The 26,654-nt window shown below is 36.3% G+C and carries 23 protein-coding genes and 2 other annotated features; of the genes, 15 read left to right on the top strand and 8 right to left on the bottom strand.

Annotated features, from left to right (window positions below):
• Nucleotides 1-12 precede the first annotated feature (12 nt).
• Nucleotides 13-981: a sugar phosphate isomerase/epimerase family protein gene (locus tag JOC48_RS06275; RefSeq protein ID WP_204498224.1), complete on the top strand. Its 969-nt coding sequence runs from the start codon at nt 13-15 to the stop codon at nt 979-981.
• 64 nt (nt 982-1,045) lie between these two features.
• On the opposite strand, the gene JOC48_RS06270 is transcribed toward JOC48_RS06275, so the two are convergent.
• Entirely contained in the window at nt 1,046-2,032 is a 987-nt protein-coding gene (locus JOC48_RS06270) for a LacI family DNA-binding transcriptional regulator (RefSeq protein WP_204498223.1), read from the bottom strand.
• A gap of 310 nt (nt 2,033-2,342) precedes the next feature.
• Here JOC48_RS06270 and JOC48_RS06265 point away from each other — a divergent pair, with 310 nt between their 5' ends.
• The 6 genes from JOC48_RS06265 to JOC48_RS06240 all read left to right on the top strand — a co-directional run bounded on the left by JOC48_RS06265 (nt 2,343) and on the right by JOC48_RS06240 (nt 9,135).
• Complete coding sequence (locus tag JOC48_RS06265; RefSeq protein ID WP_204498222.1) at nt 2,343-3,629, top strand: ABC transporter substrate-binding protein; 1,287 nt, start codon at nt 2,343-2,345, stop codon at nt 3,627-3,629.
• A 175-nt stretch (nt 3,630-3,804) separates the two neighbouring features.
• A complete protein-coding gene (locus JOC48_RS06260; protein ID WP_204498221.1) occupies nt 3,805-4,665 on the top strand; it encodes a carbohydrate ABC transporter permease in 861 nt (286 codons plus the stop codon).
• Nucleotides 4,665-5,483 carry a carbohydrate ABC transporter permease gene (locus tag JOC48_RS06255; RefSeq protein ID WP_204498220.1) on the top strand — a complete coding sequence of 273 codons (819 nt, stop codon included), beginning with the start codon at nt 4,665-4,667 and terminating at the stop codon, nt 5,481-5,483. The genes JOC48_RS06260 and JOC48_RS06255 overlap by 1 nt, the downstream gene beginning before the upstream one ends.
• A gap of 66 nt (nt 5,484-5,549) precedes the next feature.
• The gene (locus tag JOC48_RS06250; protein WP_204498219.1) at nt 5,550-7,223 is read left to right on the top strand and encodes a glycoside hydrolase family 13 protein; all 1,674 of its coding nucleotides are present in this window, start codon (nt 5,550-5,552) and stop codon (nt 7,221-7,223) included.
• Between the two features lie 101 nt (nt 7,224-7,324).
• A complete protein-coding gene (locus tag JOC48_RS06245; protein ID WP_239584225.1) occupies nt 7,325-8,809 on the top strand; it encodes a glycoside hydrolase family 32 protein in 1,485 nt (494 codons plus the stop codon).
• 146 nt (nt 8,810-8,955) lie between these two features.
• On the top strand, nt 8,956-9,135 hold the full coding sequence (locus JOC48_RS06240; protein ID WP_204498217.1) for a YjzC family protein: 180 nt from the start codon (nt 8,956-8,958) through the stop codon (nt 9,133-9,135).
• A 69-nt stretch (nt 9,136-9,204) separates the two neighbouring features.
• Here JOC48_RS06240 and JOC48_RS06235 read toward each other — a convergent pair whose 3' ends face one another.
• Nucleotides 9,205-9,708 (bottom strand): CBO0543 family protein, encoded by a 504-nt coding sequence (locus JOC48_RS06235; protein WP_204498216.1) that lies wholly within the window; start codon nt 9,706-9,708, stop codon nt 9,205-9,207.
• A 179-nt stretch (nt 9,709-9,887) separates the two neighbouring features.
• On the opposite strand from JOC48_RS06235, the gene JOC48_RS06230 reads away from it, so the two are divergent.
• Nucleotides 9,888-10,703, top strand: a complete 816-nt coding sequence (locus JOC48_RS06230) for a YitT family protein (RefSeq protein ID WP_204498215.1) — start codon at nt 9,888-9,890, stop codon at nt 10,701-10,703.
• An 82-nt stretch (nt 10,704-10,785) separates the two neighbouring features.
• On the opposite strand, the gene JOC48_RS06225 is transcribed toward JOC48_RS06230, so the two are convergent.
• The 5 genes from JOC48_RS06225 to JOC48_RS06205 form a co-directional block, all read right to left on the bottom strand.
• Nucleotides 10,786-11,196: a hypothetical protein gene (locus JOC48_RS06225; protein WP_204498214.1), complete on the bottom strand. Its 411-nt coding sequence runs from the start codon at nt 11,194-11,196 to the stop codon at nt 10,786-10,788.
• Between the two features lie 87 nt (nt 11,197-11,283).
• Entirely contained in the window at nt 11,284-12,381 is a 1,098-nt protein-coding gene (locus tag JOC48_RS06220) for a GerAB/ArcD/ProY family transporter (RefSeq protein WP_204498213.1), read from the bottom strand.
• 24 nt (nt 12,382-12,405) lie between these two features.
• Nucleotides 12,406-12,627 (bottom strand): hypothetical protein, encoded by a 222-nt coding sequence (locus tag JOC48_RS06215; protein ID WP_204498212.1) that lies wholly within the window; start codon nt 12,625-12,627, stop codon nt 12,406-12,408.
• Between the two features lie 2 nt (nt 12,628-12,629).
• Nucleotides 12,630-13,829, bottom strand: coding sequence for a Ger(x)C family spore germination protein (locus JOC48_RS06210; RefSeq protein WP_204498211.1), 1,200 nt, complete (start codon nt 13,827-13,829; stop codon nt 12,630-12,632).
• Between the two features lie 11 nt (nt 13,830-13,840).
• A complete protein-coding gene (locus JOC48_RS06205) occupies nt 13,841-15,430 on the bottom strand; it encodes a spore germination protein (protein WP_204498210.1) in 1,590 nt (529 codons plus the stop codon).
• A 287-nt stretch (nt 15,431-15,717) separates the two neighbouring features.
• Here JOC48_RS06205 and htpG point away from each other — a divergent pair, with 287 nt between their 5' ends.
• The 6 genes from htpG to JOC48_RS06175 all read left to right on the top strand — a co-directional run bounded on the left by htpG (nt 15,718) and on the right by JOC48_RS06175 (nt 23,691).
• Entirely contained in the window at nt 15,718-17,589 is a 1,872-nt protein-coding gene (gene htpG, locus JOC48_RS06200; RefSeq protein WP_204498303.1) for a molecular chaperone HtpG, read from the top strand.
• A 144-nt stretch (nt 17,590-17,733) separates the two neighbouring features.
• Nucleotides 17,734-18,651 (top strand): aldo/keto reductase, encoded by a 918-nt coding sequence (locus JOC48_RS06195; RefSeq protein WP_204498209.1) that lies wholly within the window; start codon nt 17,734-17,736, stop codon nt 18,649-18,651.
• 468 nt (nt 18,652-19,119) lie between these two features.
• Nucleotides 19,120-19,584, top strand: a complete 465-nt coding sequence (locus tag JOC48_RS06190; RefSeq protein ID WP_204498208.1) for a DUF5392 family protein — start codon at nt 19,120-19,122, stop codon at nt 19,582-19,584.
• Between the two features lie 253 nt (nt 19,585-19,837).
• Nucleotides 19,838-21,004 (top strand): TraB/GumN family protein, encoded by a 1,167-nt coding sequence (locus tag JOC48_RS06185; RefSeq protein ID WP_204498207.1) that lies wholly within the window; start codon nt 19,838-19,840, stop codon nt 21,002-21,004.
• Between the two features lie 176 nt (nt 21,005-21,180).
• Entirely contained in the window at nt 21,181-21,897 is a 717-nt protein-coding gene (locus tag JOC48_RS06180; protein WP_204498206.1) for a YebC/PmpR family DNA-binding transcriptional regulator, read from the top strand.
• A gap of 95 nt (nt 21,898-21,992) precedes the next feature.
• Nucleotides 21,993-22,222: a binding site (T-box leader), on the top strand.
• Nucleotides 22,223-22,275: 53 nt separating this feature from the next.
• Nucleotides 22,276-22,503: a binding site (T-box leader), on the top strand.
• Nucleotides 22,504-22,608: 105 nt separating this feature from the next.
• Nucleotides 22,609-23,691, top strand: coding sequence for a bifunctional 3-deoxy-7-phosphoheptulonate synthase/chorismate mutase (locus JOC48_RS06175; RefSeq protein ID WP_204498205.1), 1,083 nt, complete (start codon nt 22,609-22,611; stop codon nt 23,689-23,691).
• Between the two features lie 104 nt (nt 23,692-23,795).
• Here the strand turns inward: JOC48_RS06175 and JOC48_RS06170 are convergent, their stop codons facing one another.
• Complete coding sequence (locus tag JOC48_RS06170) at nt 23,796-24,641, bottom strand: hypothetical protein (protein ID WP_204498204.1); 846 nt, start codon at nt 24,639-24,641, stop codon at nt 23,796-23,798.
• Nucleotides 24,642-24,997: 356 nt separating this feature from the next.
• On the opposite strand from JOC48_RS06170, the gene JOC48_RS06165 reads away from it, so the two are divergent.
• Nucleotides 24,998-26,623 carry a glycoside hydrolase family 9 protein gene (locus JOC48_RS06165; RefSeq protein WP_204498203.1) on the top strand — a complete coding sequence of 542 codons (1,626 nt, stop codon included), beginning with the start codon at nt 24,998-25,000 and terminating at the stop codon, nt 26,621-26,623.
• The last annotated feature ends 31 nt before the right edge of the window (nt 26,624-26,654 follow it).

Here is a 26,654-nt window from a genome sequence, read left to right as displayed (position 1 = left end):
GGAGGGAATTTTATGAAGCTAGGCGTATTTACCGTTTTATTTGCAGAAAAATCATTAGATGAGATGCTGGATCATGTTAAGGCGTCCGGATTAGACGCTGTTGAAATAGGCACTGGTGGTTATCCAGGTAATGCCCATTGTGATTTAGATGGATTGTTAGAAAGTGAAGAAAAACGAAAAGAATTTAAGGAAAAAGTAGATGCTCGTGGACTTACAATTAGTGCATTCAGCTGCCACGGAAATCCAATTTCACCTGATAAAGCATTTGCACAAGAATCACATGAGGCACTAGTAAAAACGATTAAATTGGCAAGCCTACTTGATGTACCTGTTGTTAATACTTTCTCAGGGACTCCTGGTGATAGCGAGGATGCAAAATACCCGAATTGGCCTGTAACGCCATGGCCAAATGAATATGGTGACATATTGAAATGGCAATGGGAAGAAAAATTAATTCCTTATTGGAAAGAGCAAGGGGAATTAGCGAAACAACATGGTGTGAAAATCGGGCTTGAATTACATGCTGGCTTCCTTGTACACACACCATATACGATGTTGAAACTAAGAGAAGCAACCAATGATGCCATTGGTGCTAACCTCGACCCAAGTCATTTGTGGTGGCAGGGCATTGATCCGGTAGCAGCGATTAAAATTTTAGGTAAAGAAGATGCGATTCACCATTTCCATGCTAAAGACACGTATATTGATCAAGACAATGTAAACATGTATGGACTAACAGATATGCAGCCGTATTCGGAAGTGAAAACAAGAGCTTGGAGCTTCCGTTCAGTAGGATATGGTCATAGCATTCAAGAATGGTCCAACATTGTAAGTGCACTACGAACCTTTGGTTATGATCACGTTATCAGTATTGAGCATGAAGATCCAATCATGTCAATTGATGAAGGCTTTAGTAGAGCTGTGAAGAATTTAAAGAGTGTTAATATTGCCGAAGCACCAGCGGATATGTGGTGGGCGTAACATTATAGAATATCAAATGAAAAAGAACAAAGTCAGTTAGAATAAAACATGACTTTGTTCTTTTTTAGGTTGTATCTCCCTGAATTAATTCTACATCAAACACAGTATTATTCCGGTCTAAATCATTATCTTCAATTTGGTTAATGAGCAAGGAAGATAATCTCTTACCAATTCGGTCTAATGGTTGTTTAATCGTTGTTAGAGAAGGGTTTCTTAACATTCTAGTAAAGCTATGATAATCATATCCAATAATTTTTAATTGTTCGGGAACTTTTATTCCTTTTTTTGAAGCGTACACATAGAGAGTGTAGGCCATGAAATCATTACTACAAAATATTCCGTCATAATCGGTAAGGTGTGAAGCGATTTCTCTATCAATAAAATTCCAATTGTCTTCAAAGGTTGCTTTTACATGGGCACCTTGAATGATTTTACAATCGATTCCTGACTTCATACAGGTTAATTGAAAAGCATCACTTCTTCGGTTAGGCAACAACTCATAGTCCAGTGGGCCTGATATGTGAAGTAATTTATTGCAACCCTTTTCAATTAAGTGGTTAGTAGCTACTTCTCCTCCACGGTAATTGTCACTGGCAACATATGGGATAGTTGAAGATAAAATACGGTCAAACGAAACAATCGGCATAGCCACATTACGATATTCTTCAACATCTAAGTTGTGGCTGCACATAATAATTCCATCGACTCGATTTTTGCGAAGCATACTGATATAATTTGTTTCTTTCTCTGCATTTTGCAAGGAGTTACAAACAAGAAGTTTATAATCCTTTTCACTAGCATAGGCCTCAATCCAATTGATTAATTCAGAAAAAAGCGGATGACTTAAATCAGGAACAATGATACCGATTACAAAGGATTGATTTTTAAGTAATGCACGAGCAATTTGATTTGGTTGATAATCTAACTCTCTCATCGCATTTTCTACTTTTTTTCGAGTTTCCTTTCCTATATACCCTCTATTATTCATAACTCTTGACACGGTTGTAACAGATACACCTGCTGCTTTTGCGACATCTTTTATGCTTACCATGATGCGACTCCTTTGCTATGCACTTTTTTGGTTTAAGTAATATTATCATTTTAACATGAAATTAAAAAAGCTGACGCGTATAATTTGAATACTGTAATTACATCATAACATATTATGTCAAACGTTTTCATAAATACATTAAAATTATATATAAAATATCGTTGATTGTTGGTTTTAGTTGGGATAAATATAGACTTTTTGAAGTTTTTATATTGTGAAAACGATTGACATATTTTTAAGCTAGATTTATAATTCAATTGTGAAAGCGATTCAAAACAAAAAGTTCAGTTAAAAAGGAGAGTAACTCATCATGAATAAAGTTTACGTCAAAATAGCTTTTGCATTAGTCGTAGCTAGTATTCTATTAGCAGGGTGCGTATCGACAGGTGGAGAATCTGGAGTAGCATCAGAAAAAATAACAATTGAGATTGTTCAAGGTAAAGTAGAATTTGCAAAACAGTTTGAAAGTCTAGCAGAGAGTTATGAAGAAGAAAATCCAGGTGTAGATATAAAAATTACAAGTGTGGGTGGGGGTACAGACTACTTAACCTCACTCAAAACCAGATTCTCATCTGGGGAAGAACCGGAGATTTTTAGTATTGCAGGACCCTCTGAAGCAGAGCAGTTTAGGCAGTATTTAACCGATTTATCAGATACGGATGCGGCTGACTTAGCTCTTGAAGGGAGCCTTGCTGGGGTTACGGAAGGTGACGAAGTTTTAGGTCTTCCTTTTAACCAAGAAGGATATGGTTTCATTTACAATAAAAATATTTTTGAACAAGCAGGCATCGATCCAAACGAAATCATAACATATGGTGATTTGGAAAATGCAGTAAAAACTTTAGATAGTAAGAAAGAAGAATTAGGAATCGAAGCGGTATTTGCTTATCCTGCCAAGGAAAAATGGGTTGGTGGTAACCATTTATCAAACGTATATTTAGCACCAGAATTTAATCATAATGTAACAGAAGCTTATAATGCTGATACAGTAACGTTTGAAAAATCTGATGAATTAAAAAGAGTATTTGATCTTCAAAATGAATATTCCGTTCAACCAACATTAAGTCTTGATTATTCACAGCAAGTAGAAGAGTACTTTTCGTTACAAAAAGTCGCTATTATTCAGCAAGGAAACTGGGTGTACCCATCTGTTCAAGAAATGGATCCTGAATTTGCAGCGAACAGTATAGGTATTTTGCCAATTCCGGTGGAAGGCTATGAAGGAAGTATTCCTGTAGGGATTCCTAACTATTGGGCTGTAAATAGTAATAGTGATGAGGAAGTAATTGAAGTTTCTAAAGATTTCTTAGATTGGATGTACACTTCTGAAACTGGTAAAGATTATGTATTAAATGAGTTCAACTTTATCCCTGCTTATGAAGGATATGATACAGAAAAAATTTCTGATCCACTTTCTCAAGACATTTATGATTACGCTTCTGAAGGGAATACTATAGGATGGGTATTTGCAGGATATCCAAGTAATGCCTGGGGAGATATCTTAGGAGCGAATATGCAGAAGTATTTATCTGATGAAATGACATGGGAAGAATTAATAGAAGACTCGATTGCTAAGTGGGAAGAACCGCGTCAATAACGGGAAAGCAAAACAAAGCTAACAAAACATTGGGTTATTTGTTTTGTTAGCTTTTTTGCATGTTAAGAAGCATGAAATTTAGTAGAGAAGTAATTCGCTTAGTAAATTTTAAGGAATGAAGTATAAGTGAGTTGTTACCAATCACTCTTTTAATTGAATTCGAGGAGGAATTGAAATGAAAAACCGGGATTTTACATTCTGGCTATTTTTAACACCGGTTATATTAGGATTAAGTTTAGTTGTCGTCATTCCATTTATTTATGGTTTGTTTTATTCCTTTACGGATTGGAATGGGATCAAGGCTACCACATTCTTAGGCTTTGAAAATTATATCAAGTTGTTTCAAGATGAAGAGTTTCGAGCGGCCTTATGGTTTACGATAAAATTCTCGGTTGCATCTGTAATTTTGTTAAATATCCTAGGTTTAATCCTTGCTTTACTTGTAACGAGAAAACTGAAGTCTAGTAACTTTTTAAGAACGATTTTCTTTATGCCAAACTTAATTGGTGGATTGATTTTAGGTTTCATTTGGCAGTTTATTTTTGTCAGTGTGTTTGATGATATTGGAACAGCCCTAGGCATCGAAGCGTTAAGTGGCTGGTTATCCACAACAAACACCGGCTTTTGGGGCCTTGTTATTTTAACGTGTTGGCAAATGGCCGGCTATATCATGATCATTTATATTGCCTATTTACAAAATATCCCGAACGAATTAATCGAAGCTTCACAAATCGATGGAGCGAGCAGCTGGCAGCGATTCCGAAACATTACGTTTCCGCTTGTCGCACCGGCATTTACGATAAGTATGTTTTTAACGTTATCGACATCGTTTAAAATTTATGATCAAAACTTATCCTTAACCAATGGTGGACCATATAACTCGACCCAAATGGTTGCCATGGAAATCGTAAAGACGGCGTTCAACGAAAACCAAATGGCATTTGCCCAGGCCAAAGGGGTTATTTTCTTCCTAATTGTTGCCGTGATAGCGATTACGCAAGTATATTACAATAAAAAACGGGAGGTCGACATGTAATGCAAAAAACGAGACGAAATTTAATCATCATTGAAATTGTAGGTGTGTTACTCGCTTTATTGTGGCTTTCACCGTTTTACTTAATGGTTGTCAACGCATTTAAAACGAAAAGAGAAATTTTTGAAGGGGTGCTTGGGCTTCCGCAAGCATTAACTTCAGACAACTTTGTCCAAGCATTCGAAGATTTAACCTTCATCCAATCGTTTTTTAATTCCGTCATCATCACTGGCATGAGTGTAGGCATTATCATTTTGTTTTCATCGATGGCAGGCTACGTCTTGGCAAGAAACAAAAGCAAACTAAGTGGCGTGATCCTATTGGTGTTTGTTTCCGCCATGCTGATTCCGTTTCAATCTGTCATGATCCCACTCGTCGCTTTATTTGGTCAGGTGGACATGTTAAATGCCGCGGGATTGATCTTTATGTATCTAGGGTTTGGCTGTAGTTTGTCGATTTTCCTATATCATGGTGCAATGACTGGTATCTCTGTCAGCTTGGATGAAGCAGCAATTATTGATGGTGCCAATCGATTTCAAACGTTCTGGTACATTATCTTTCCATTGCTAAAGCCAATCTCGGTAACGGTTGCGATTTTGAACGTGATTTGGATTTGGAACGACTACCTATTACCATCGCTTGTCTTAGGGGAAGCGAATGCGACCATTCCGTTGAAAATGTTCTACTTCTTTGGCCAATATACGAAGCAATGGCATTTAGCATTAGCGGGATTAACGATTGCGATTATTCCGGTTATTATCGGCTACTTCTTTGCACAGAAGCAAATTATTGAAGGGGTAGCAGAAGGTGCTGTGAAATAGTTAGGTTAAGTATAGATAAAGGCGTACGTTAAAAGTTAAATAGATTAATGTTGGGAGTAAGATATTATGAAAAAAACATGGTGGAAAGAAGCAGTAGCATATCAAATATATCCACGAAGCTTTATGGATTCAAATGGAGATGGCATTGGCGATATCCAAGGTGTCATTTCAAAGCTGGACTATTTAAAGAATCTCGGTATTGATGTTATTTGGATTTGTCCCATTTACAAATCTCCAAATGATGATAATGGCTACGATATCAGCGACTATAAAGGGATTATGGAAGAGTTTGGGACAATGGAAGATTTTGATCAGTTATTAGCAGAAGCTCACCGACTTGATATGAAGCTTATCATGGATCTTGTAATTAACCATACCTCAGATGAACATCCTTGGTTTATTGAATCACGTTCGTCTAAAGATAATCCTTACCGTGATTACTATATTTGGCATCCTGGCAAAGATGGTAAAGAGCCGAATAACTGGGAATCCATCTTTGGAGGATCTGCCTGGAAATATGATGAAAAAACACAGGAATATTTCATGCACGTTTTCTCTACTAAACAACCGGATTTAAATTGGGAAAACCCAGCCGTTCGAAAAGATTTATATAAGATGATTAATTGGTGGCTGGATAAAGGAATTGATGGATTCCGAATCGATGCGATTTCACATATTAAAAAGGTACCTGGCTTTCCTGACTTACCTAATCCAAAAAACAAAAAGTATGTTTCATCCATGAAAGGACATAGGAATCGTGAAGGAATCCAAGAATTTCTAGAAGAGCTAAAGCGTGAAACTTTCGAAAAATACGATATCATGACAGTTGGCGAGGCTAATGGGGTAAGTGTTGACCAAGCCGATGAATGGGTAGGAGAAGAAAACGGTAAGTTTCATATGATTTTCCAATTCGAACATTTAGACTTGTGGGGGGAAAGTGCAACTGGTGGTTTAGACATTCAGGCACTTAAAGAGATATTATCGAAATGGCAAAAAGGTTTGGATGGATCTGGCTGGAACGCATTATTTTTAGAAAACCATGATTTACCTCGATCTGTTTCAACCTGGGGTGATGGAAAGGAATACCACGATAAACTTGCAAAGTGCCTAGCAACAATGTATTTCCTTATGCAAGGAACTCCGTTTATTTATCAAGGCCAAGAAATTGGTATGACTAACGTTAAATTTAATTCAATTGATGATTACAATGATGTTGCTATCAAGAACTTATATCGTAATGAAAGAGAAGAAGGAAAATCTCACGAAGAAATTATGGAAGAGATTTGGCAAACTGGCCGAGATAACTCGAGAACACCAATGCAGTGGAATAGTGAGGATAATGCTGGATTCACAACTGGGACCCCTTGGCTTAAATTGAACCCAAATTATAAAGAAATTAATGTAGAAGATGCGTTAAATAATAAAAATTCCATTTATTATTATTATAAAAAATTAATCGATCTCAGAAAAGAACAAGAGACACTGATTTACGGAAGCTACGATTTAGTATTAAAGAATCATCATCAAATTTATGCGTATACGAGAGCTTTAAACGGTGAAACGATCCTTGTGATAACGAATCTTTTTGCTGAAGAAACAACATTCGATATGCCAGAAAGTTTGCAAGTAAGTGTAGCTGAATTATTGTTAAGTAACTATGAAGTTAATCGGGAAGAAGATGTGACAGCTTTTGCTCTACGACCGTATGAAGCTAGAGTATATAAAGTAACTAGTAAATAAATTTAAAAGTTATCGGACAGATAAATTAATACACGAAGAGATTTATATCTCAATGAATGGATGTATTTCGGGCTTAGTTATCTAGTGAGGGAGTGAAAACTTTGCAAAATCACCAAGAAAATATAGAACGAGCAAATAAAGCGATTGATAAAATAAAAGATCAGGTTAGTCAGCACGAATGGAGACTCCAATATCACGTCATGCCGCCCGCTAACTGGATGAATGATCCGAATGGTTTTTCTTTCTTTAGAGGGGAATATCATTTGTTTTATCAGCACCATCCATATGATCCGAAGTGGGGGCCAATGCACTGGGGTCATGTGAAAAGTAAGGACTTAGTCAATTGGGAGCACTTACCAATAGCGTTAGCACCAAGTGAACCGTATGACAAAGATGGCTGTTTCTCAGGTAGTGCGATTGAAAAAGATGATAAGCTATACCTGATTTATACAGGAAACGTTTGGATTGAGGATGGTCCGTTAGATGAAGACTTAACACAAGTGCAAGCTGTTGCTGTCAGTGAGGATGGGATTCATTTTGAAAAATTGAAAGAGAATCCAGTTATTGCTGAAATTCCTGATGGAGATATTAACATCTTTCATTTTCGAGATCCAAAGGTTTGGAAGCGTGGAGATACCTATTATATGGTATTAGGATCAAAAACGAAAAAAAATACTGGGCAGGTTTTATTGTATCGTTCAGAAGATTTAATACGATGGGACTTTGTTTCCATCATGGCCAAAGGAGAAGGGAATTTTGGTTTCATGTGGGAATGTCCTGATTTATTTGAATTAGATGGAAAAGATGTATTAGTGATGTCACCTCAAGGCCTGGAACCAGAAGGTGATAAATACCATAACCTTCACCAAGCTGGCTATATTATGGGACAGCTCAATTATAATACAGGAAAATTTAATCATGGTGCCCTTCATCTGCTAGACCATGGCTTTGATTTTTATGCTCCGCAAACAATGGTCGATGATCAAGGTCGCCGCATCCTAGTTGCATGGATGGACATGTGGGAAAGTGAGATGCCGACACAGACGCACGGTTATGCAGGAGCGATGACGATACCGAGATTAGTAACAAGGGACAAGGATAACTTACGAACAGTGCCCGTTCCAGAATTACAGACATTACGTCAACATCAGGTTAGCTATGAAAATGTTCAAGTGAATGGAGCATCGTCTCTTAATGGTGTCGAAGGTGACTGTTTGGAGTTAGAGATCGATATCGATCCAAATGAAGCAACAACTTTTGGGTTAAAGCTGCGAGTGGATGATGAAGTCAACCAGGAGACCAAACTTCTTTTTGATCAGCAAGCAGGTACGGTAACACTTGACCGTAATAAGTCCGGTAAAGGTCCAGGTGGCTTCCGCCGTACAACTGTCAATATGGCAAAAAATGTTCATCTTCAAATCTTCATTGATAAGTCATCGGTTGAAATTTTCATCAATAGGGGAGAAAAAGTAATGACATCTCGGATTTTTCCAACTGAAAATGCGACTGGTATAAGTTTCTTTGCAGATCAGGAAATGACTATAGAAAGATTATCAAAGTGGGAGTTAAAACAAGCAATTAAATAAATCGTGATGGAGGGGCTGTCCTAATGTGTAGGATTAGCCCCTTTTGATTATTTAGTGCATACATGATCCCGTCTTTAATTTGTGAATATATAATGAAATAATGACTGAATTAACGGATATGCTAAACAGTAAAGGAGGTAAGTGTTATGGGACAAAATCATCAATTTAATCCAGGTCAAAAAGCACCGAATAATGGTATTTACGTAGAAATAGGTGAGACAGGAAGCATGGTACAGGACCCACAGTCTGTACGTCTAAAAGCAGGAGATACCTTTCCAGAAACTTCAAATCAAAATCGTAAATGGATGCCAAAGCGAAAGCCGTAAGCGAAGAGGAAAAAATGAAGATGTGAAAGAAATGAGGGGCTGTCCCAAAGAAAGAGGGTCAGGCCCCATTCACATATAGTCAAAGATAAACAAATAGAACAAAACACAGAATACCGAAAGAGTTATTGCCCATAGCTTGTGGGTAAAATGAAGCCGAAGTATAGGGAACATTTTAAAAAGAAATAGTGCTGACCAGCCTAAACTCCAACCATTACTATGTGTAATATAATCAAAATGTAAACCAGCCCATTCAACAATTAAAAATATGATTACCCACTTCGTAATATGAAATAGCTGTTTAGGCAATGGATCAGGATAATTCGATAAAAAGATAAAGGTTGCTAATGGGTTGATGATAAATATATGTAAAAGGGTTGCTATTGAATGATTTAGTAACCATTCTCCGTTCATCTTCCATAAATGAAATTGTGTTTGTGCGAAAAATTCATACACTAACCCAGCCGAAATAATGTATAACATCGTAGGGTAATATTGTTCCCACCTTTTCCAATCCCCCCAACGTATGGAAGCGACAATTACCCAAATAGCAATTACAATGTGCAAGACTACCACCATCTCTTGTTTTAGGTTATATAACTACCATTCCCTTTTTTTGTAAATGTTAAAAATATTTTTTATTGAAGGATGCAAAAAGTTATCTATATCCTTCTAAAAAAGATTGACTTTTATTTTCATCGCCACTAAAATTCATTAGGTACTTTCATTAATAATTAGATCGGGGTGTCAATCAAATGAATCGTTTATATAAATATGCTGTATTATTCATTGCTTCGATAATCTTAGGATTTGCTTTTAATTTGTTCCTACTTCCTCATGAAGTTTTAACAGGTGGAGTAACAGGGCTTGCCATGGTTTTTGGACTACTTTCTCCAATTAATACGGGTATTTGGCTTGTTATTTTAAACATTCCTATATTAATTATTGGTTGGATGAAGCTAGGAAAGGAATTTATCTGGAACAGTATTTTTTCGGTTTTTGTCACATCTATTTCCATGCAGTATATCCCTGTATTTAAAGTCACTGAGGATGCCTTGCTGTCTGCGGTATTCGGAGGAGTCATTGCAGGTGTATCAATTGGACTAATTATTCGATTTTATGGATCAACTGGAGGGTTTGATATCATAGGCCTCGTGCTCACCAAAAAACGTGATATCCCTCTCGGTGGGTTAATTTTTGCTTTAAATAGTGTAGTTGTGTTTATATCAGGTTTTATCTTTTCATGGGAATTAGCACTTTATACGATGGCTTCGATTTACATTACCGGAATTGTTATCGACCGTGTTCACACGCGTCATATTAAATTGAACCTAATGGTTGTAACAGATCGGGGAGAAGAGTTGAAAAGTGAGCTCATCAAAAATTTAATTCGCGGTATTACAGTTATGGATGGACAAGGAGCATATTCAAATACCGAACGAAAAGTACTATATACAGTCATCTCCCGTTATGAATTAGCTATAGTAAAGCCTCTAATTACAAATGTTGATCCGACAGCATTTGTGAGCGTTAGTGAAACAGTTGAAGTAATAGGGAACTTTAGGAGATAATAACGGCAAAAAAAGGGCTGTCCCATAGAGAAAGAAAGGATCAGCCCTCATAACCAAAACAGTAATGATGTCTACCTATTCATTAACCTAAATGCTTTTTAAATCTTTCAAGCTTTTTGTCGACTTGTTTAATTAACTCTTGCAGTTTTTCCACGGATGGATCTTCCTCTTTTGAAAAACCAATCAATGGGTAGAGACTTTTTTCGATATCAACGTATGCTTCTGGGTATTTCTTTTCAACTTTTTTCTCGATTACATCCCATTGTTCGGATATCTTTTTACCTAGTTTATGAATTTTCTTGCTATCTTTTGGAGATTTTTCTAATACATCTTTAAGCTCATGCACAGTTGCTAATACTTTCTCTACACCTTTGATTATGTCTGGATCTGCAGCTTTAGCTAATGAAACCTCGTTCTTTTGAACAGAATCAAAGCCTAGTAAAAAGATAGAAACGGCAAGTACGGTGAAAAACATTGCTGACAATTTTTTCATCTATGTCAACTCCTTTCGTGTTGCTTTTATTTTTTACTGAAATTGTAATCTTATCCTTGTTTACCTAGGAAAATTAGTAAGATACACTTACTTACCTTTCTCCTTCTTTCTTTTTCCAATTTTCATGATAATTGCAATGATAATTGGTATCATTAACCCATAAATCGAGATAAGAATGCTTGCAGGCCCTGTTGCAAAATCATAAAAAGCAGAAGTGTCAGGAGAAATGAATTCTGCTAATGCAAGCAATACTGCTCCTAAACCGAGTAAAATTTTTCGGTAATCTTCCAGGCTTGTTAATTTTGCAATACCAATGGCAGAAACGTAAAAGGTTACCGCTAACTTAACATAAATCGTAATAATCCATACTCCTGCCATGAAAACTTCTAGTCTTTGAAAGAAATTTGCAACATTAACCTTTTTGGCAAGCGTAAATGTTGGGTAGAGATTCCTGCTGGATAAGTCGGGTCCAAGAACCAAAATACTATATAACGTGACGATTAGAATTAAACCGGTTCCAATCAATAGTCCGAACAGGAAGGTTTTTTTGATTTGTTTATGTTTATTAATGATAGGATAAAGTACTACAAGAGTTATCAATTCCAAAGGAAAGGTGAAATATAGAAATGCTCCTTCGAATACAGGAGAAAATCCGTTTTTAAGTACTGGTAGTAAATAATCCCATTGAAACTCTGGTATCAAAAAAATAAACATTGGTAGGAATAGAATAATAATCCAAGGAAATAATACCTCCGCAGCTCTGGCAACTACTTCAATTCCGTAAAACACTCCCATACAAATGATTAAAAACATGAGAAGATTGGTCACGTAACGTGGTGTGCTAACTAAAATTATTGCTGAAATAAAATCGCCTATTTCTCGTAGAAGCAGTGCTGATAAAAATATAAAGAAGGATACATAAAGGAATATAACCATTTTCCCTACCACACGTCCGAATACGGTTTGAATCATTCCAAAAAAGTCTTCTTCTTTCAACTGTTGACCTATCCAGTGAAACAAAAGAGCAGGCAGTAATCCAATTAATCCTCCTATTATCACTGAAAGCCATGCATCCTGTTCTGTTACTTTAGCAAGAATGTGAGGAGCTAAAATAATCGCACTTCCAACCGTATACATGAAGGTAAAGATAAAGAATTGTTTCTGACTAATGATTGTTTGATTCAATTGAATCAGACTCCCTCCGTTACCCTAAAATATTCCTTTATAGACAGGGAGAAATAGATTGGTGATCCAAACGATTGGCCGGGTCACTTCAACATCAAGCGCCATAATTGTAGCAAGTGCTCCCCCAATCAGAAATAGTGTACTATTAACTACAAGTCCCTTCAGCTTTTGTTTACTTTTATCCATTTTCCATTGAAAAATCACCAGAAGAACGATGACAGACCAAATCAAACCAATCTTCCACATTGTTATTCCTCCAACTCATTGTGAAGTGGATTCGTAGTGGTGCCAGTATTTGAAATTTTTACTTTAACGTTAATTTTAATAGGCATATCAGCAAAAGTCGTGCCCCATGTTGCTTTTATTTTCTCCCATTCTTGCGGGTACTTTTGTGCGTAAGATTGACCAAATCCGATCACATCAGATTCCAATGACTGCAATTTTTCAATCGAACGATTAATTTCTTCTTTAAGTACTTTGGATGTATCTTCTTCTATTTTTTTAATATCCTTATTTGTATCAAGCTGTGTCTTACATTGGACATCGCCAATTCTCCCTTGAAGATTGACTTCATTCGTCCCTTCTAATTCTTCCCTTTTTTTGTTAACCAAAGTTTTGGCAGCCCCTTTTATAATCTCAATTGCCAACTCTCCCTCTTCCTCACAAGGAATAGTAATAATAGAAGATTGAATTTCGCCCCTTGCCAAATTCACACCTCTGCTCTCGTAAACATCGAGCCAGTCAATTAAACGATCCTCCTTAAAAACCGCCATACCACTATATAAAGCCTTCGCATCGGACTGTACTTTTTCTACATTGGATAAGTCATTTCCATCATTTGGATCACCAGATACAATGATGACTGATAAGACTGTCTGCGTTTGGTGTGTCATTAAATTGATTAATAGCTCATCAATCGTTGTCTGTGTTGTTTCTCCCCAATTTCGTGCAGAGGATTGGTTGGACAAATAAAGCTTGTTAGCAGGGTTTTTTTCAAGGGTGGAAAGAATGTTTAAAATTTCTCCAGCTTCTACTTCTCTACTGACTGAAACAAAAAAATCACTACGCATTTCATGATCCCGTGAAAGGAAATCAATTGCGTCACCAATTCCTTCCTTAGCTAATTCCTCACCGAAAACAATGTATTGTATATGAGAAAGGTATAATTTTCTTGGCAGTTCTGTCGTCATTTTTCTAATCGCTTCAAAAACAGTTTTTCCTGATGACTGGTAGGAAGAAACCGGAACTCTCCCGGAAGCTCCACTTTGTCCACTAGCAAGTTCACCAGGATTCAACACTTGTGCAGTAACGATGATGGTATCATCCTCTTTATCAAAGGCCAAAGCAGATGCTAATGCTATTTCATTTAATTCCCTGCTATCCCAACAACCACTTAACGTGAAAAGCAATAATACGAATAAGTGAATAAATAGGAACTTTTTTATCACGGAGAAACACCTTACTTTCTGGTCGGTTTTGTCGGTTTTAGATCCGCAGGTTTATCCGATCTCTGTCTTGTTTCCGGATTGTTAATTAGCTGTGGTCGTGTTCGTTGTTTCCAGACTGGTGCACGTAAAATTGAATCTTCTTGACCAGTCGCCTGAAGTGGAGCAAATGGTGTTAAATAAGGGACGCCAAAGGATCTTAAACTACATAAATGCAGAATCATGGCAATAATTCCGATGAGAATGCCGTATAATCCAAATGCTCCAGCTAAAAACATGAAGCCAAATCGCAGCATGCGAATCGCAATGGCCAAATTAAAGTGTGGAATAACGAAATTGGTAATGGCGGTAATGGATACGATAATTACCATTGTTGGAGAAACGATTCCAGCTTGAACAGCAGCTTCCCCTAGTACGAGTGCTCCCACGATTGAAATGGCATTACCAACAGCTCGCGGCATTCGAACACCGGCCTCTCTTAAAATTTCAAATGTTACCTCCATAATAAAGGCCTCCACAATCGCCGGAAACGGAGTTCCTTCCCGTTGTGCCGCTAAGCTAATAATCAGTGTAGTTGGTAAAATCTCTTGGTGAAACGTTGTAATAGCTATATAAAAGGACGGAGCTAGTAACGCAATCATGAACGAAGTATATCGTAATATTCGAATCATTGTTCCGATATCTGAGCGTTGGTAATAGTCCTCTGCAGATTGCATAAACTGGGTTAAAATTGCAGGCACAAGTAAGACAAACGGAGTGCCGTCAACGATGATTGCAATCCGCCCCTCCAATAAACCAGCTGCTATACTATCTGGTCTTTCCGAATAATAAATAGTAGGGAACGGTGTGTAAGGGTCATCTTGAATAAGTTCTTCGATGTATCCACTTTCAAGAATCGCATCAATATCAATACGGTCGAGACGCTGATAAACCTCATCAACGACTTTTTGTTTCGCTAAGCCGTCTATATATAAGACGGCCACTTTCGTATTGGTAACCTTACCTATTTGCTTCTGTTCGACTCGTAGTCTTTTACTCTTAATGCGTCGCCTTATTAATGATGTATTGGTTGTGATGGATTCAGTAAATCCATCCCTTGGTCCTCGTATAACGGTTTCCGAAGAAGGTTCCTCAACAGCTCTTTTTTCCCCACCATATGTACCAGCCGCTATAGATTTATTAAATCCATCAATAAATAAAGCCGTTCCTCCAGCAAAGATGGAATGATACACTTGTGTGAAATCAGAACAATCGGTAGTGTGTCCGATTGTTAAAACCGACTTGATTGAATTAAATAAGTTTTGATTGCTATTATCTGTCTCTTTTTGCCTTATATCAAAAATAAGATTTTCCATGATGTAGTCTTCGATTCTTTGTTCTTTAACTAAACCATCAATGTAGACAAGCGCAGCTTTTGTTCCTTGTTTATCCCCTATAACAAACTGACGAATGACTAAATCCGAACTATTTCCATTATCTTCTTTTATTTTCGATATATTTTTATTCAGGCTACTATCAATCTTGGCAGACGTATCGTTGTTTAAAATATTGTCCAGTTGCTTTTTTTTATAGTTATTTCCTTTTTTAAAGAAAAGAAAAGGCATATGAATTCCCTCTAATTTAATTTTTTGTTAGGTTTTGTATCAAAAGTAACATTTATACATTACTAGGTGTGAAGTTAGTAACAAATTATTCTTCGTTCAACATAATAGCATTTTTTACAGGAATTAATATTTTATCCAGAAAAAGTTACTTGTTGAGTCACTTGACATATTTCTCTATATATGATAAATAAAAAATGGGTTAGCACTCATTGTCGTAGAGTGCTAAAAAAGTAAAATGATGTTACAATTTTTATAATAATAGAAAGGGGAGCAATTATATGGCTGAAATGACAAAGAAGCAGTTTCAAGCAGAGTCTAAACGACTACTAGAAATGATGGTTAACTCGATTTATTCTCAAAAAGAAATTTTTTTAAGAGAGTTAATATCCAATGCCAGTGATGCAATTGATAAAATCTACTACAAAGCATTAACAGATGATCGTTTGACTTTTAATCAAGAGGATTACTACATAAAAATCACTCCAGATAAGGATAATCTAACACTGACAATCTCTGATACTGGAATTGGTATGACTGAGGAAGAGTTGGAGGACAATCTTGGAATTATTGCAAAAAGTGGTTCACTTGCTTTTAAAAATGAAAATGAGATAAAGGATGGTCAAGATATCATCGGTCAATTTGGTGTTGGTTTTTATTCGGCATTTATGGTAGCTGATGTTGTGACTGTGGTAACAAAAGCGTTAGGCAGTGACAAGGCGTACAAGTGGGAGTCACAAGGTACAGATGGTTATACGATTGAAGTCGGTGAAAAAGAGACTGTCGGTACAGATATTATTTTGAAATTAAAAGAAAACACAGAAGATGATTCCTATGATGAATTTTTGGAGGAATATCGCTTAAAAACTATTGTGAAAAAATATTCTGACTTTATCCGTTATCCTATTAAAATGGATGTTATCGAAAGCAAGCTAAAAGAAGGGTCAGAAGACGAGTATGAAGATATCATCGAAGAGCAAACGATTAACAGCATGGTTCCAATTTGGCGTAAAAATAAAAATGAATTAACCGATGAAGATTACGAAAATTTCTATTCGGAAAAACGCTATGGATTTGATAAACCGTTAAAGCATATTCACATTAGTGTTGATGGTGCCGTTCGATATCAGTCTATTTTATTTATTCCAGAACAAATCCCATATGATTACTATTCCAAGGAGTTTGAAAAAGGATTAGAGCTGTATTCTAACGGTGTGTTAATTATGGAAAAGTGTGCTGATCTATTGCCTGATTATTTCAGTTTTGTAAAAGGGATGGTAGATTCAGAGGACCTTTCTCTTAATATTTCAAGAGAAATTCTTCAGCATGACCGTCAGTTGAAGCTAATCGCGAAAAATATTAAAAAGAAAATTAAGGGACAGCTACTTAGTCTATTAAAAGATGATCAAGACAGCTATGAAAAATTTTATCAATCGTTTGGTAGACAATTGAAGTATGGAGTATATAGTGACTTTGGTGCTAATAAAGAAGACTTGCAGGACCTATTAATGTTCTACTCATCCAAGGAGAAAAAGCTCGTGACGTTGGATGAATATGTGAAAAGAATGCCGGAAGACCAAAAATATATTTATTATGCTACCGGTGAAAGCTATGATCGAATTGAAAAACTTCCACAAACAGAGGTAGTGGCAGAAAAAGGTTACGAGATATTATATTTCACCGAAGAAGTCGATGAATTTGCGATTAAAATGCTGGTGAAATATAAAGATAAAGAGTTCAAGTCCGTATCAAGTGGTGATTTAGGCATTGAGGAAGAAGAAGAAAAGAAAGAGGTACAAGAAGAAAATAAAGACCTTTTTGAAGAAATGAAGAAAGTACTTGGAGATAAAGTGAAGGACGTTCGTGTATCGAAGCGACTGAAGTCACACCCTGTATGTATATCTACAGAGGGAGAAGTGTCGATCGAAATGGAAAAAATCATTAACTCCATGCCTGACAATCAAAACATTAAAGCAGACAAAATCTTAGAAATCAATCCGAATCATGATGTTTTCCAATCCTTGAAGGATTCATTTGGCAAGGATAATGAAAAGTTGGAGCTTTATACTAAACTATTATATAATCAGGCGTTATTGATTGAAGGACTGCCAATCCAGGATCCAGTAGAGTTTACGAATGATATGTGTAAAGTAATGAAATAATGGTATTTTTGCGTGTCGCACAGAATGAAGCTGTGTGGCACGTTTTTATGTTTAAAGCTTCGCGTGAGGCTAGTCCTTTATAAAGGAATTTTATTAATAAGGATGTTATAATGAAACTATCATTTAGAAATAGAGGTGTTCATCTTGAAAAAAATTAAACTAGGAACTAGTAATCTAGAGGTTAGCGAGATTTCACTAGGTTGTATGCGAATGGATCAGTTATCTAAAAAGGATGCTGCTGAAGTTATTGAAAACGCTTTAGATGCTGGTGTGGATTTTTTCGATCATGCTGATATCTATGGTGGCGGGAAGTCTGAAGAAATCTTTGCGGATGCCATTGATATGAATCCGCAAGTAAGAGAAAAGATGTTTATTCAAACAAAATGTGGAATTCGCAATGGTTCATTTGATTTTTCAAAAGAACATATCCTGGCATCTGTTGATGGAAGTTTAAACCGTCTAAAGACGGATTACATAGATGTACTTTTGCTTCATCGGCCGGATACTTTGGTTGAACCGGAAGAGGTAGCGGAAGCATTCACAAAATTAAAAGAAAGTGGTAAAGTACGTCACTTTGGTGTCAGCAATCATAATCCAATGCAAATTGAATTATTAAAAAAGTATGTGGAGCAGGACTTAATCGCTAATCAACTGCAACTAAGTGTAATGTTTACTCCAATGATTGATGCTGGTTTAAATGTGAACATGCAACATGATCCGGCAATTAATCGGGATGGAAGTGTCCTCGATTATAGTCGTTTAAATGACATGACGATTCAACCATGGTCTCCATTCCAGCATGGATTTTTCGAGGGTGTGTTTGTCGATAATGAAAAATTCCCGGAACTAAATGAAAAACTGAAAGAGCTTGCTGAAAAGTACAATGTAACAAAATCCGCAATTGCAATTGCTTGGATTTTACGACACCCTGCTAATATGCAGCCTGTTGTTGGGACGATGAATCCGCAACGCTTATCAGACATTTCAAAGGCATCAGATATTGAATTAACAAGAAAAGAATGGTATGAAATTTACCTAGCGGCAGGAAATAAGTTGCCATAAGGGGATAGAGCAGCTCTTTTTGAGTTGCTCTTTTTTTGCACGGTAAGAGGGAGTATAAAATTCTTAGCGGAGATGTAATTCGGCGTCGTAAAATTTTTTATGAATAAAGTATAAGAAAAACTTCGACACTCGTTATAGGACGAGACGAATGTCGAGTTTTTCTAAAAAACATACCAGAAGAATATTTGACATCAGGTACGAATATAGTTAGAGTAATAAAAAATATGGGAACTAATAGCAATCCTTTACAGACTTGTGGTTTACGTTATACAGATCTGTAGTGTTGTTAGTAAGACCTTGCCTAGTAAACTGGTAGGTCTTCGTGTATTTAATTTGAAGGCTTACCCGTTATTGGTGTAGGCCTTTTTTGTACTCGGCGCAGTACTTTATCACGGTGAATAATCGTTGGAATGTCAAGTTTTCTAAAATGATATTGGGGAAGAAAAGATGGAAGGAAGGGTGTAACTGATGAATAATTTTCATTTTATGGTAAACAAGGTACCTGAGAATATTCAAGCGGAAATGGAAAAAATCAATGAAATTATTCAACCTGTGATGAAAATTCGCTCGCGATACTTGTTATTTTCCATTCCTATCATTGCCATTTCCTTCATTAATTTTTTTACCCTCTTATTTTTAACAACGATTAATCAGGATACAACAATGATGTTAATGGTTTACGGTTTTTTTGCTGCGATCGGTTTGGCTTTATACAAGGAAGGCAAGCATAAAACAGAACAAATCAAACAAATGTCCAGTGACTACATGATTGAAAGAGTGAAAAAAAGTCCATTTGTTTCTGAATACCTCAAAGAGGAATATGTGAAATTAATAAAAGAGCAGCCTATCCTTGCGATGAATAACTTTATTCAATTTTTAAATGAGGAAGAAAATCAGATGAAACAAAGAAGAGAAAACTTTAAAAAAGATTAGTTGTAAAACGCTCACACGTTTAAAAATATATTTTATTTTAATTCATTTCATAATCCTTATTACCACCACAAGATACAACATATAGTATGTTTTATATTTTTTCTACTATATGTTGTTGATATACGGCTTGATATTGTAATTATGAAAATGACTTATTTACAAAAGATCATGAAAATGGTCTTTTTGTTTTGGTTTGATATTGTATAATGTTTTTATGAGTCATAAAATGTAGCAATCTAAAGGAAGGTAGTATATGTCAGAACAAAATATAACAAGAATTGATTTGGACGGTAAGGAGCTTATTCTTATCGGGACTGCTCACATATCCAAACAAAGTGCTGAACAAGTGAAGGAAGTTATTGAGGCTGAGCAACCTGACTCTGTTTGTGTAGAGTTAGATCAACAGAGGTATCAATCGATTGTAGATGGAAATCGTTGGAAGGATATGGATATATTTAAAGTAATCAAAGAAAAGAAAGCTACCTTGCTTTTAATGAATCTTGTGATTTCTTCATTCCAAAAACGGATGGCAAAGCAATTAGGTGTTAAACCAGGACAAGAAATGATTCAAGGCATAGAGTCTGCAGAGGAAATCGGTGCAGAACTAGTACTTGCCGATAGAAATATCCAAATTACCTTTGCGAGAATTTGGCATGGTATTGGTCTTTGGGGTAAAGTAAGATTGATGATGGATGTCTTCTTAAGTATTTTCAGTAAAGATACGATTTCTGAGGAAGACTTGGAAAAAATGAAATCTCAAGATATGCTATCATCTATGTTAAATGAACTAACCCAGTCATTTCCAAGATTAAAGAAGCCATTAATTGATGAACGAGATCAATATTTAGCACAAAAGATAAAAAATGCTCCTGGACAAAAGGTAGTTGCTGTTTTAGGTGCTGCACATGTTCCGGGTATTAAAGAAGAAATTTATAAAGAGAACGATTTAAAATCTTTGACGAAGCGACCACCTAAATCGAAGGCTCCAAAAATCATCGGTTGGGCCATCCCGCTGTTTATTCTATCCGTGATTGCATATACCTTTTATGCCAATCCAACTGCAGGTATTCAACAAACGATTAGCTGGATTCTTTGGAATGGTTCATTTTCTGCAATAGGAACAGCAGTGGCATTAGGGCATCCATACGCAATTATTACTGCCTTTTTAGCTGCTCCAATCACTTCCTTAAATCCACTACTAGCAGCTGGTTGGTTTGCTGGACTAGTCCAAGCCTTTGTGCGACGGCCAAGTGTAGGGGATTTTGAATCGTTAGCAGAAGACGTATATAGTGTGAAAGGCTTTTGGAACAACAAAGTAACTAGAATCTTATTAATCGTTGTACTAGCAAACATCGGAAGCTCCTTAGGAACATTAATCGGTGGAGCAGATGTGTTACGATTATTTTTTGAAAATATTTAATCAGATTTAATCAAAAGCACCATCGTTTCTTACCAAATCGATGGTGCTTTATCTATCTTTACTATAAAAAAGAGTCAAAACAACTATAAAGTAAGGTATAATAGTGAGGAGATTAACTGAAAAAGGTACATATGTACTCTGAAATTAGGATAAAGACTGAAAGAGAGTGGACAAATATGGGACGTAAATGGAACAATATTAAGGAAAAAAAAGCATCAAAGGATAAGAATACTAGTCGTATTTATGCAAAGTTTGGCCGGGAAATTTATGTTGCGGCAAAGCAAGGGGAACCAGATCCAGAACTAAATCAAAACCTGAAATTTGTGTTAGAGCGAGCGAAAACATATAACGTTCCAAAAAATATTGTTGAGCGTGCGATTGAAAAAGCCAAGGGTGGCGGCGAGGAAAATTATGATGAGCTTCGTTATGAAGGATTCGGACCAAATGGATCCATGATTATCGTAGACGCTTTAACGAACAATGTGAACCGCACAGCATCCGAAGTGCGTGCTGCTTTTAATAAAAATGGAGGAAACATGGGAGTTAGTGGTTCAGTGGCATACATGTTTGATCAAACGGCTGTGATTGGTTTTGAGGGCAAGTCTGAAGAAGAAGTACTTGAAATTCTGATGGAGGCGGATATCGATGTTCGCGATATTTTAGAAGAAGAAGGAACAGTTATCGTTTATGCAGAACCGGATCAATTCCATGCAGTACAGGAAACAATTAAAAATGCAGGTATCACTGATTTTACTGTGGCTGAGCTTACAATGCTTGCGCAAAACGAATTAGCACTTTCTGAGGACGTGCAGGAACAATTTGAAAAATTAGTTGACGCAATAGAGGATTTAGAAGATGTGCAACAAGTTTATCACAATGTTGAGTTGAGTTAATGAAAATGTTAAATTTATATTGTAAAGAGTATTGACAAATTAGTGAAAATAAACATATAATAAGACAATAATTCATACAAAGTTTTTTTAATTATAGTGTAGCAAGGAAAGGAACCGATTAGTATCTTATCTCCCTGTTTTAGAGAACTGATGGTGGTGTGAATCAGTCATAGATAAGGTGTGAATTACAGTCCTGGAGCTTCTTTTTCGTAGCAAAGAGAAATCTTTGTGAAGGGAAAGACGGTCATTTGATCGTTAACAAAGTCTAAGTGGTGAAGTATGTTATTCACAACTAGGGTGGTACCGCGATATATTCGTCCCTACTGGTTAAGTTATCAGTAGGGATTTTTTAATTCTTTAAAACAATAACTGAATAGCGTATAAGCAAGGAAAGGAACAAAATAGTGTCTTATCTCCCTGTGTTAAGAGAGCTGATGGGTGGTGTGAATCAGTCAAAGATAAGCATGAATTACAGTCCTGGAGCATCTTTTTCGTAGTAAAGAGAAATCTTTATGAAGGGAAAGACGGTCATTGATCGTTAACAATATGGAGAGGTGAACTTGTGTTCACAATTAGGGTGGTACCGCGATTCAAATCGTCCCTGTCGTTAAATCGACAGGGACGATTTTTTAGTTTTATGTTAGAACTCTTAATAGGAGTTAATTAGTTTGAAGGAATTAATAAATAAGTGAAAAATAGGAGGAAAATATGATGAGTCAAAATGAATTGCTAGAATTACGTAACAAAATTGATGACATTAACTTGGAGATTCTTTCCTTGTTAAATGAGCGAGCTGAAATTGCACAAGAGATAGGAAAACAGAAAAAGAAAAGCGGTGTAAATCGTTATGATCCAATTCGTGAACGTCAATCTCTTGATTTAATCATGGAACACCATGCCGGTCCTTTTGAAGCATCAACGATTCAACATATCTTTAAAGAAATATTTAAAGCAAGCTTAGAGCTTCAAGAAGATGATCATCGAAAAGCGCTATTAGTCTCACGAAAAGCAAAGTCTGATAATACAATTGTTGATATAAATGGCGAGAAGATTGGAGATGGCAATCAACGATTTATTATGGGGCCTTGCGCAGTTGAAAGTTATGAACAGGTGAAGGCTGTTGCTTTAGCAATGAAAGACCAAGGCTTGACCATGATGCGTGGAGGAGCGTATAAACCACGTACTTCTCCATATGACTTTCAAGGATTAGGAGAAGAAGGACTAAAAATCTTAAGAGATGTTGCAAATGAAACAGGAATGTCTGTCATCAGTGAGATTCTTACACCACACGATGTTGAAAAAGCATTAGATTATGTTGATGTTATACAAGTTGGCGCACGTAATATGCAAAATTTTGAATTGCTTAAAACGGTAGGAAAAGTACAGAAGCCGGTTCTACTAAAACGTGGACTTTCTGCAACGATTGAAGAATTTATAAATGCAGCAGAGTATATTATTTCAGAAGGAAACGATCAAATCATTCTTTGTGAGCGCGGTATTCGTACTTATGAAAAAGCAACAAGAAACACGTTAGACATTTCAGCAGTTCCAATCTTGAAGAAAGAAACTCATTTACCGGTAGTAGTTGATGTTACCCACTCTACAGGAAGAAAAGATTTACTTCTTCCAGCAGCAAAAGCCGCACTAGCAATTGGTGCAGATGCGATTATGGCAGAGGTACACCCTGATCCAGCTGTTGCACTATCTGATTCAGCTCAACAAATGAATATTCCTGAATTTAATGAATTTATGAATCAATTAAGCCCATATAGAAGTGAAAGTCCGATAGGGTAATAGGATTGAGAAAAAGGGAGGGAGCGATTGCTCCCTCCCTTTTTTAAACATTTATGATCAGGCGCTTCTCCCTCGACTGGTCGTTTTGATATCCAAAAAAACATCTATTCTTCTATTGTACTTTCTAAAACAGTTGTAATAAATGTTTCTGCTTTTTCTATACTCTCTTGTCCTTTAGGGATGACGGCAATTTTATTTTCCCTATCATCTACATTATCAAAAATGGTACTATCAGCAAGATCAATCCCATATAGGTGTTCTTGTGTATCCTCTTCTGCCTGGTCGTAGTATAACTTATCTTGACCAACGGATTCTATTAATCCATCAGATAGATGATCCAATGATACGAAGGAATTGCGCTCAACAAAAACAGAGTATTGATGTTCATCTAAGATTAATAGGTCTAAATCTAATTGAGATAATTCTGCTTGGTTTTTAACAATAATCCCCATATCGTGTTCTGAATTCATTTCACTAGGCTGATAAAACAATTCAATATGAAGCGTTTCCCATTGCGGGAAAAGTGGATTTAGCTTCTCTTGAATCGGTAAAGTATCGTCAATCTGATATTCTCCTAACATAACAATTGTTAAGTCAGCAGGAGGGAGGTCTATTTTATTATTTTGTCCCTCTACGATGGACGAAATAAAAGATATAATTAATATCAAACCAATGATTCCACCAACCACATGGAACTTATAATAATAGATAAAATGTCCAAGTTTTTCCTTAAATGTTTCATTTGCAGCGCTTTCATCTTGTCCAAGTAAATGTGCCCGTATAATATAGTATGCTTCATTTATTTGATCAAGTTCTGATGTTTCTTCCTCATTGGATAGTTGACTAGCATTTTTATGTCGTTTAACTAAAATCATGAAGCGGTCTTCTAATTCTTCCATCGTTACTTTTTCGGAAACGCCAAGAATTTCATAGGCTTTTTTTATGTCCATTCCATCACATCCCTTTGCGAGCATCATTCATTATGTCAATATTGAGGACAATCTTATCATAACATGTTTGATTCAAAATGGTTAAGCGAAATATTTGATATCCAAACACAAAATTAAATCAATGAAAGGTAAGAACGACAAGTTAACCTTAGGTTAATTAATAGATAACTAGCTATTCTGATCGATCAATCCCAAATTTCTATACGCATGACATTGGTGTATTATCTGAATTATTTTAATTCTACTTTTTATTACTAGGAAAAAATTAACAAATAGTATAAACTGTAAATGATAAACAAAATTGTTAGTTTTTTGAAAACAAATATAACAAAAGGGTTTATTAAGGAGGAGATCAGATGAAAGAAAAAGCCGCTCGATCGATTACTGTGAATCAAATCGGTTATCCTTTACACGAAAAGAAAATCGCGATCATAACTAATAATGATAGTGGAGTATTTCAGGTGATGAATGAAAGAACAAATGAAACGGTGTACCAAGGAGCGCTAACTGGGCCTGTTTTTGACAAAGTGAGTAATTCGAAAGTTTTCCATGGAGATTTCTCATCTTTGCAAACAACTGGTACTTATTATGTGATGGTTGGGAATTCGAAATCAGCATCATTTATGATTGACAGTAATCCATATGAGAAACTCCAGCAGGGATTATTGAAAGCATTTTATTATTTGCGGTGTGGCATGGACTTGGAAGAAGAATTTGCAGGTCCGTGGAAGCATAAAGCATGCCATTTAAAGGAAGGAATCGTCTATGGAGATACAAAGCATCGATTAGATAGTTCTGGTGGCTGGCATGATGCGGGAGATTACGGTAAGTACACGGTCGCAGGAGCAAAGGCAATAGCTGATTTGCTGTTAGCATTTGAGATATATCCAACTGCGTTTGAAAAGACTCTTCCAATTCCAGAATCTGATGGTAGAACACCTGATGTACTTCATGAGTGTAAGTATGAACTGGACTGGTTATTTAAAATGCAGGACGCTGAAACTGGCGGTGTTTTTCATAAATTAACAACTTTAACCTTTCCTGGTTTAGATGTGATGCCTGAACAGGATAATGGTGATTTATATTTTTCACCAATATCTGCTACTGCAACAGCAACTTATGCTGCTGTTATGGCCATGTCTTCACGTGTGTATAGAGAGTATAATCAAGAATTTTCTATTCGTTGTTTAGAAGCTGCAAAACTTGCATGGAAATGGTTAGAGAATAATCCAGAATATCCGAGCTTTAAAAATCCACCTGAAATTAGTACAGGGGAATACGGTGATCAATCGGATTTGGATGAGCGTTATTGGGCTGCAGCGGAGCTATTTCGCACAACTGGTGAGAGGGTATATCATCATGCATTTAAGGAATTGGCAAATGCTACGTTTCCAAAGTACGAATTAGGCTGGGCGGATGATGGTGGCTATGGTACACTTGCTTATCTATTGAATGGAAGGGAGAATGCCGAACCTAAATTATATGATCATTTGAAACAAGGTTGGAAACAGGAAGCTAATCGATTAATTGAAAGAAGTAAGGATGATGGATACTTTGTTTCCTTGTCCGAAAATGATTACATATGGGGAAGTAATATGCTGCTGTTAAATCATGCAATGGTGTTATTATTTGCTTTTTATTTTGAAGGAATGAAGGAATTTGAAACAAGTGCTTTAGATCATGTTCACTATTTGGTAGGTCGCAACATTCTTGATATTAGTTATGTAACTGGTTTTGGTGATAAACCAGTGAAGCATATTCATCATCGCCCGTCTGTAGGTGATGATGTTATGGAACCAGTGCCTGGTTTTGTATCCGGAGGACCAAATAAAAATTTGCAGGATGATATTTCTAAACAAACATTAAGGGGTAACTCTCCACCAGCGTGTTTCATTGACCATATTGACAGTTATGCAACAAATGAGATTACGATTTATTGGAATTCACCAGCCGTTTTTGTATTATCTCACTTTATAAAATAAGTTGATCTCTGAGGGGGTCAGACCCCTTCGA

The organism is Aquibacillus albus, from assembly GCF_016908325.1.
GTDB lineage: Bacteria > Bacillota > Bacilli > Bacillales > Amphibacillaceae > Aquibacillus_A > Aquibacillus_A albus.
This window is presented reverse-complemented; position numbering and strand designations above follow the sequence as displayed.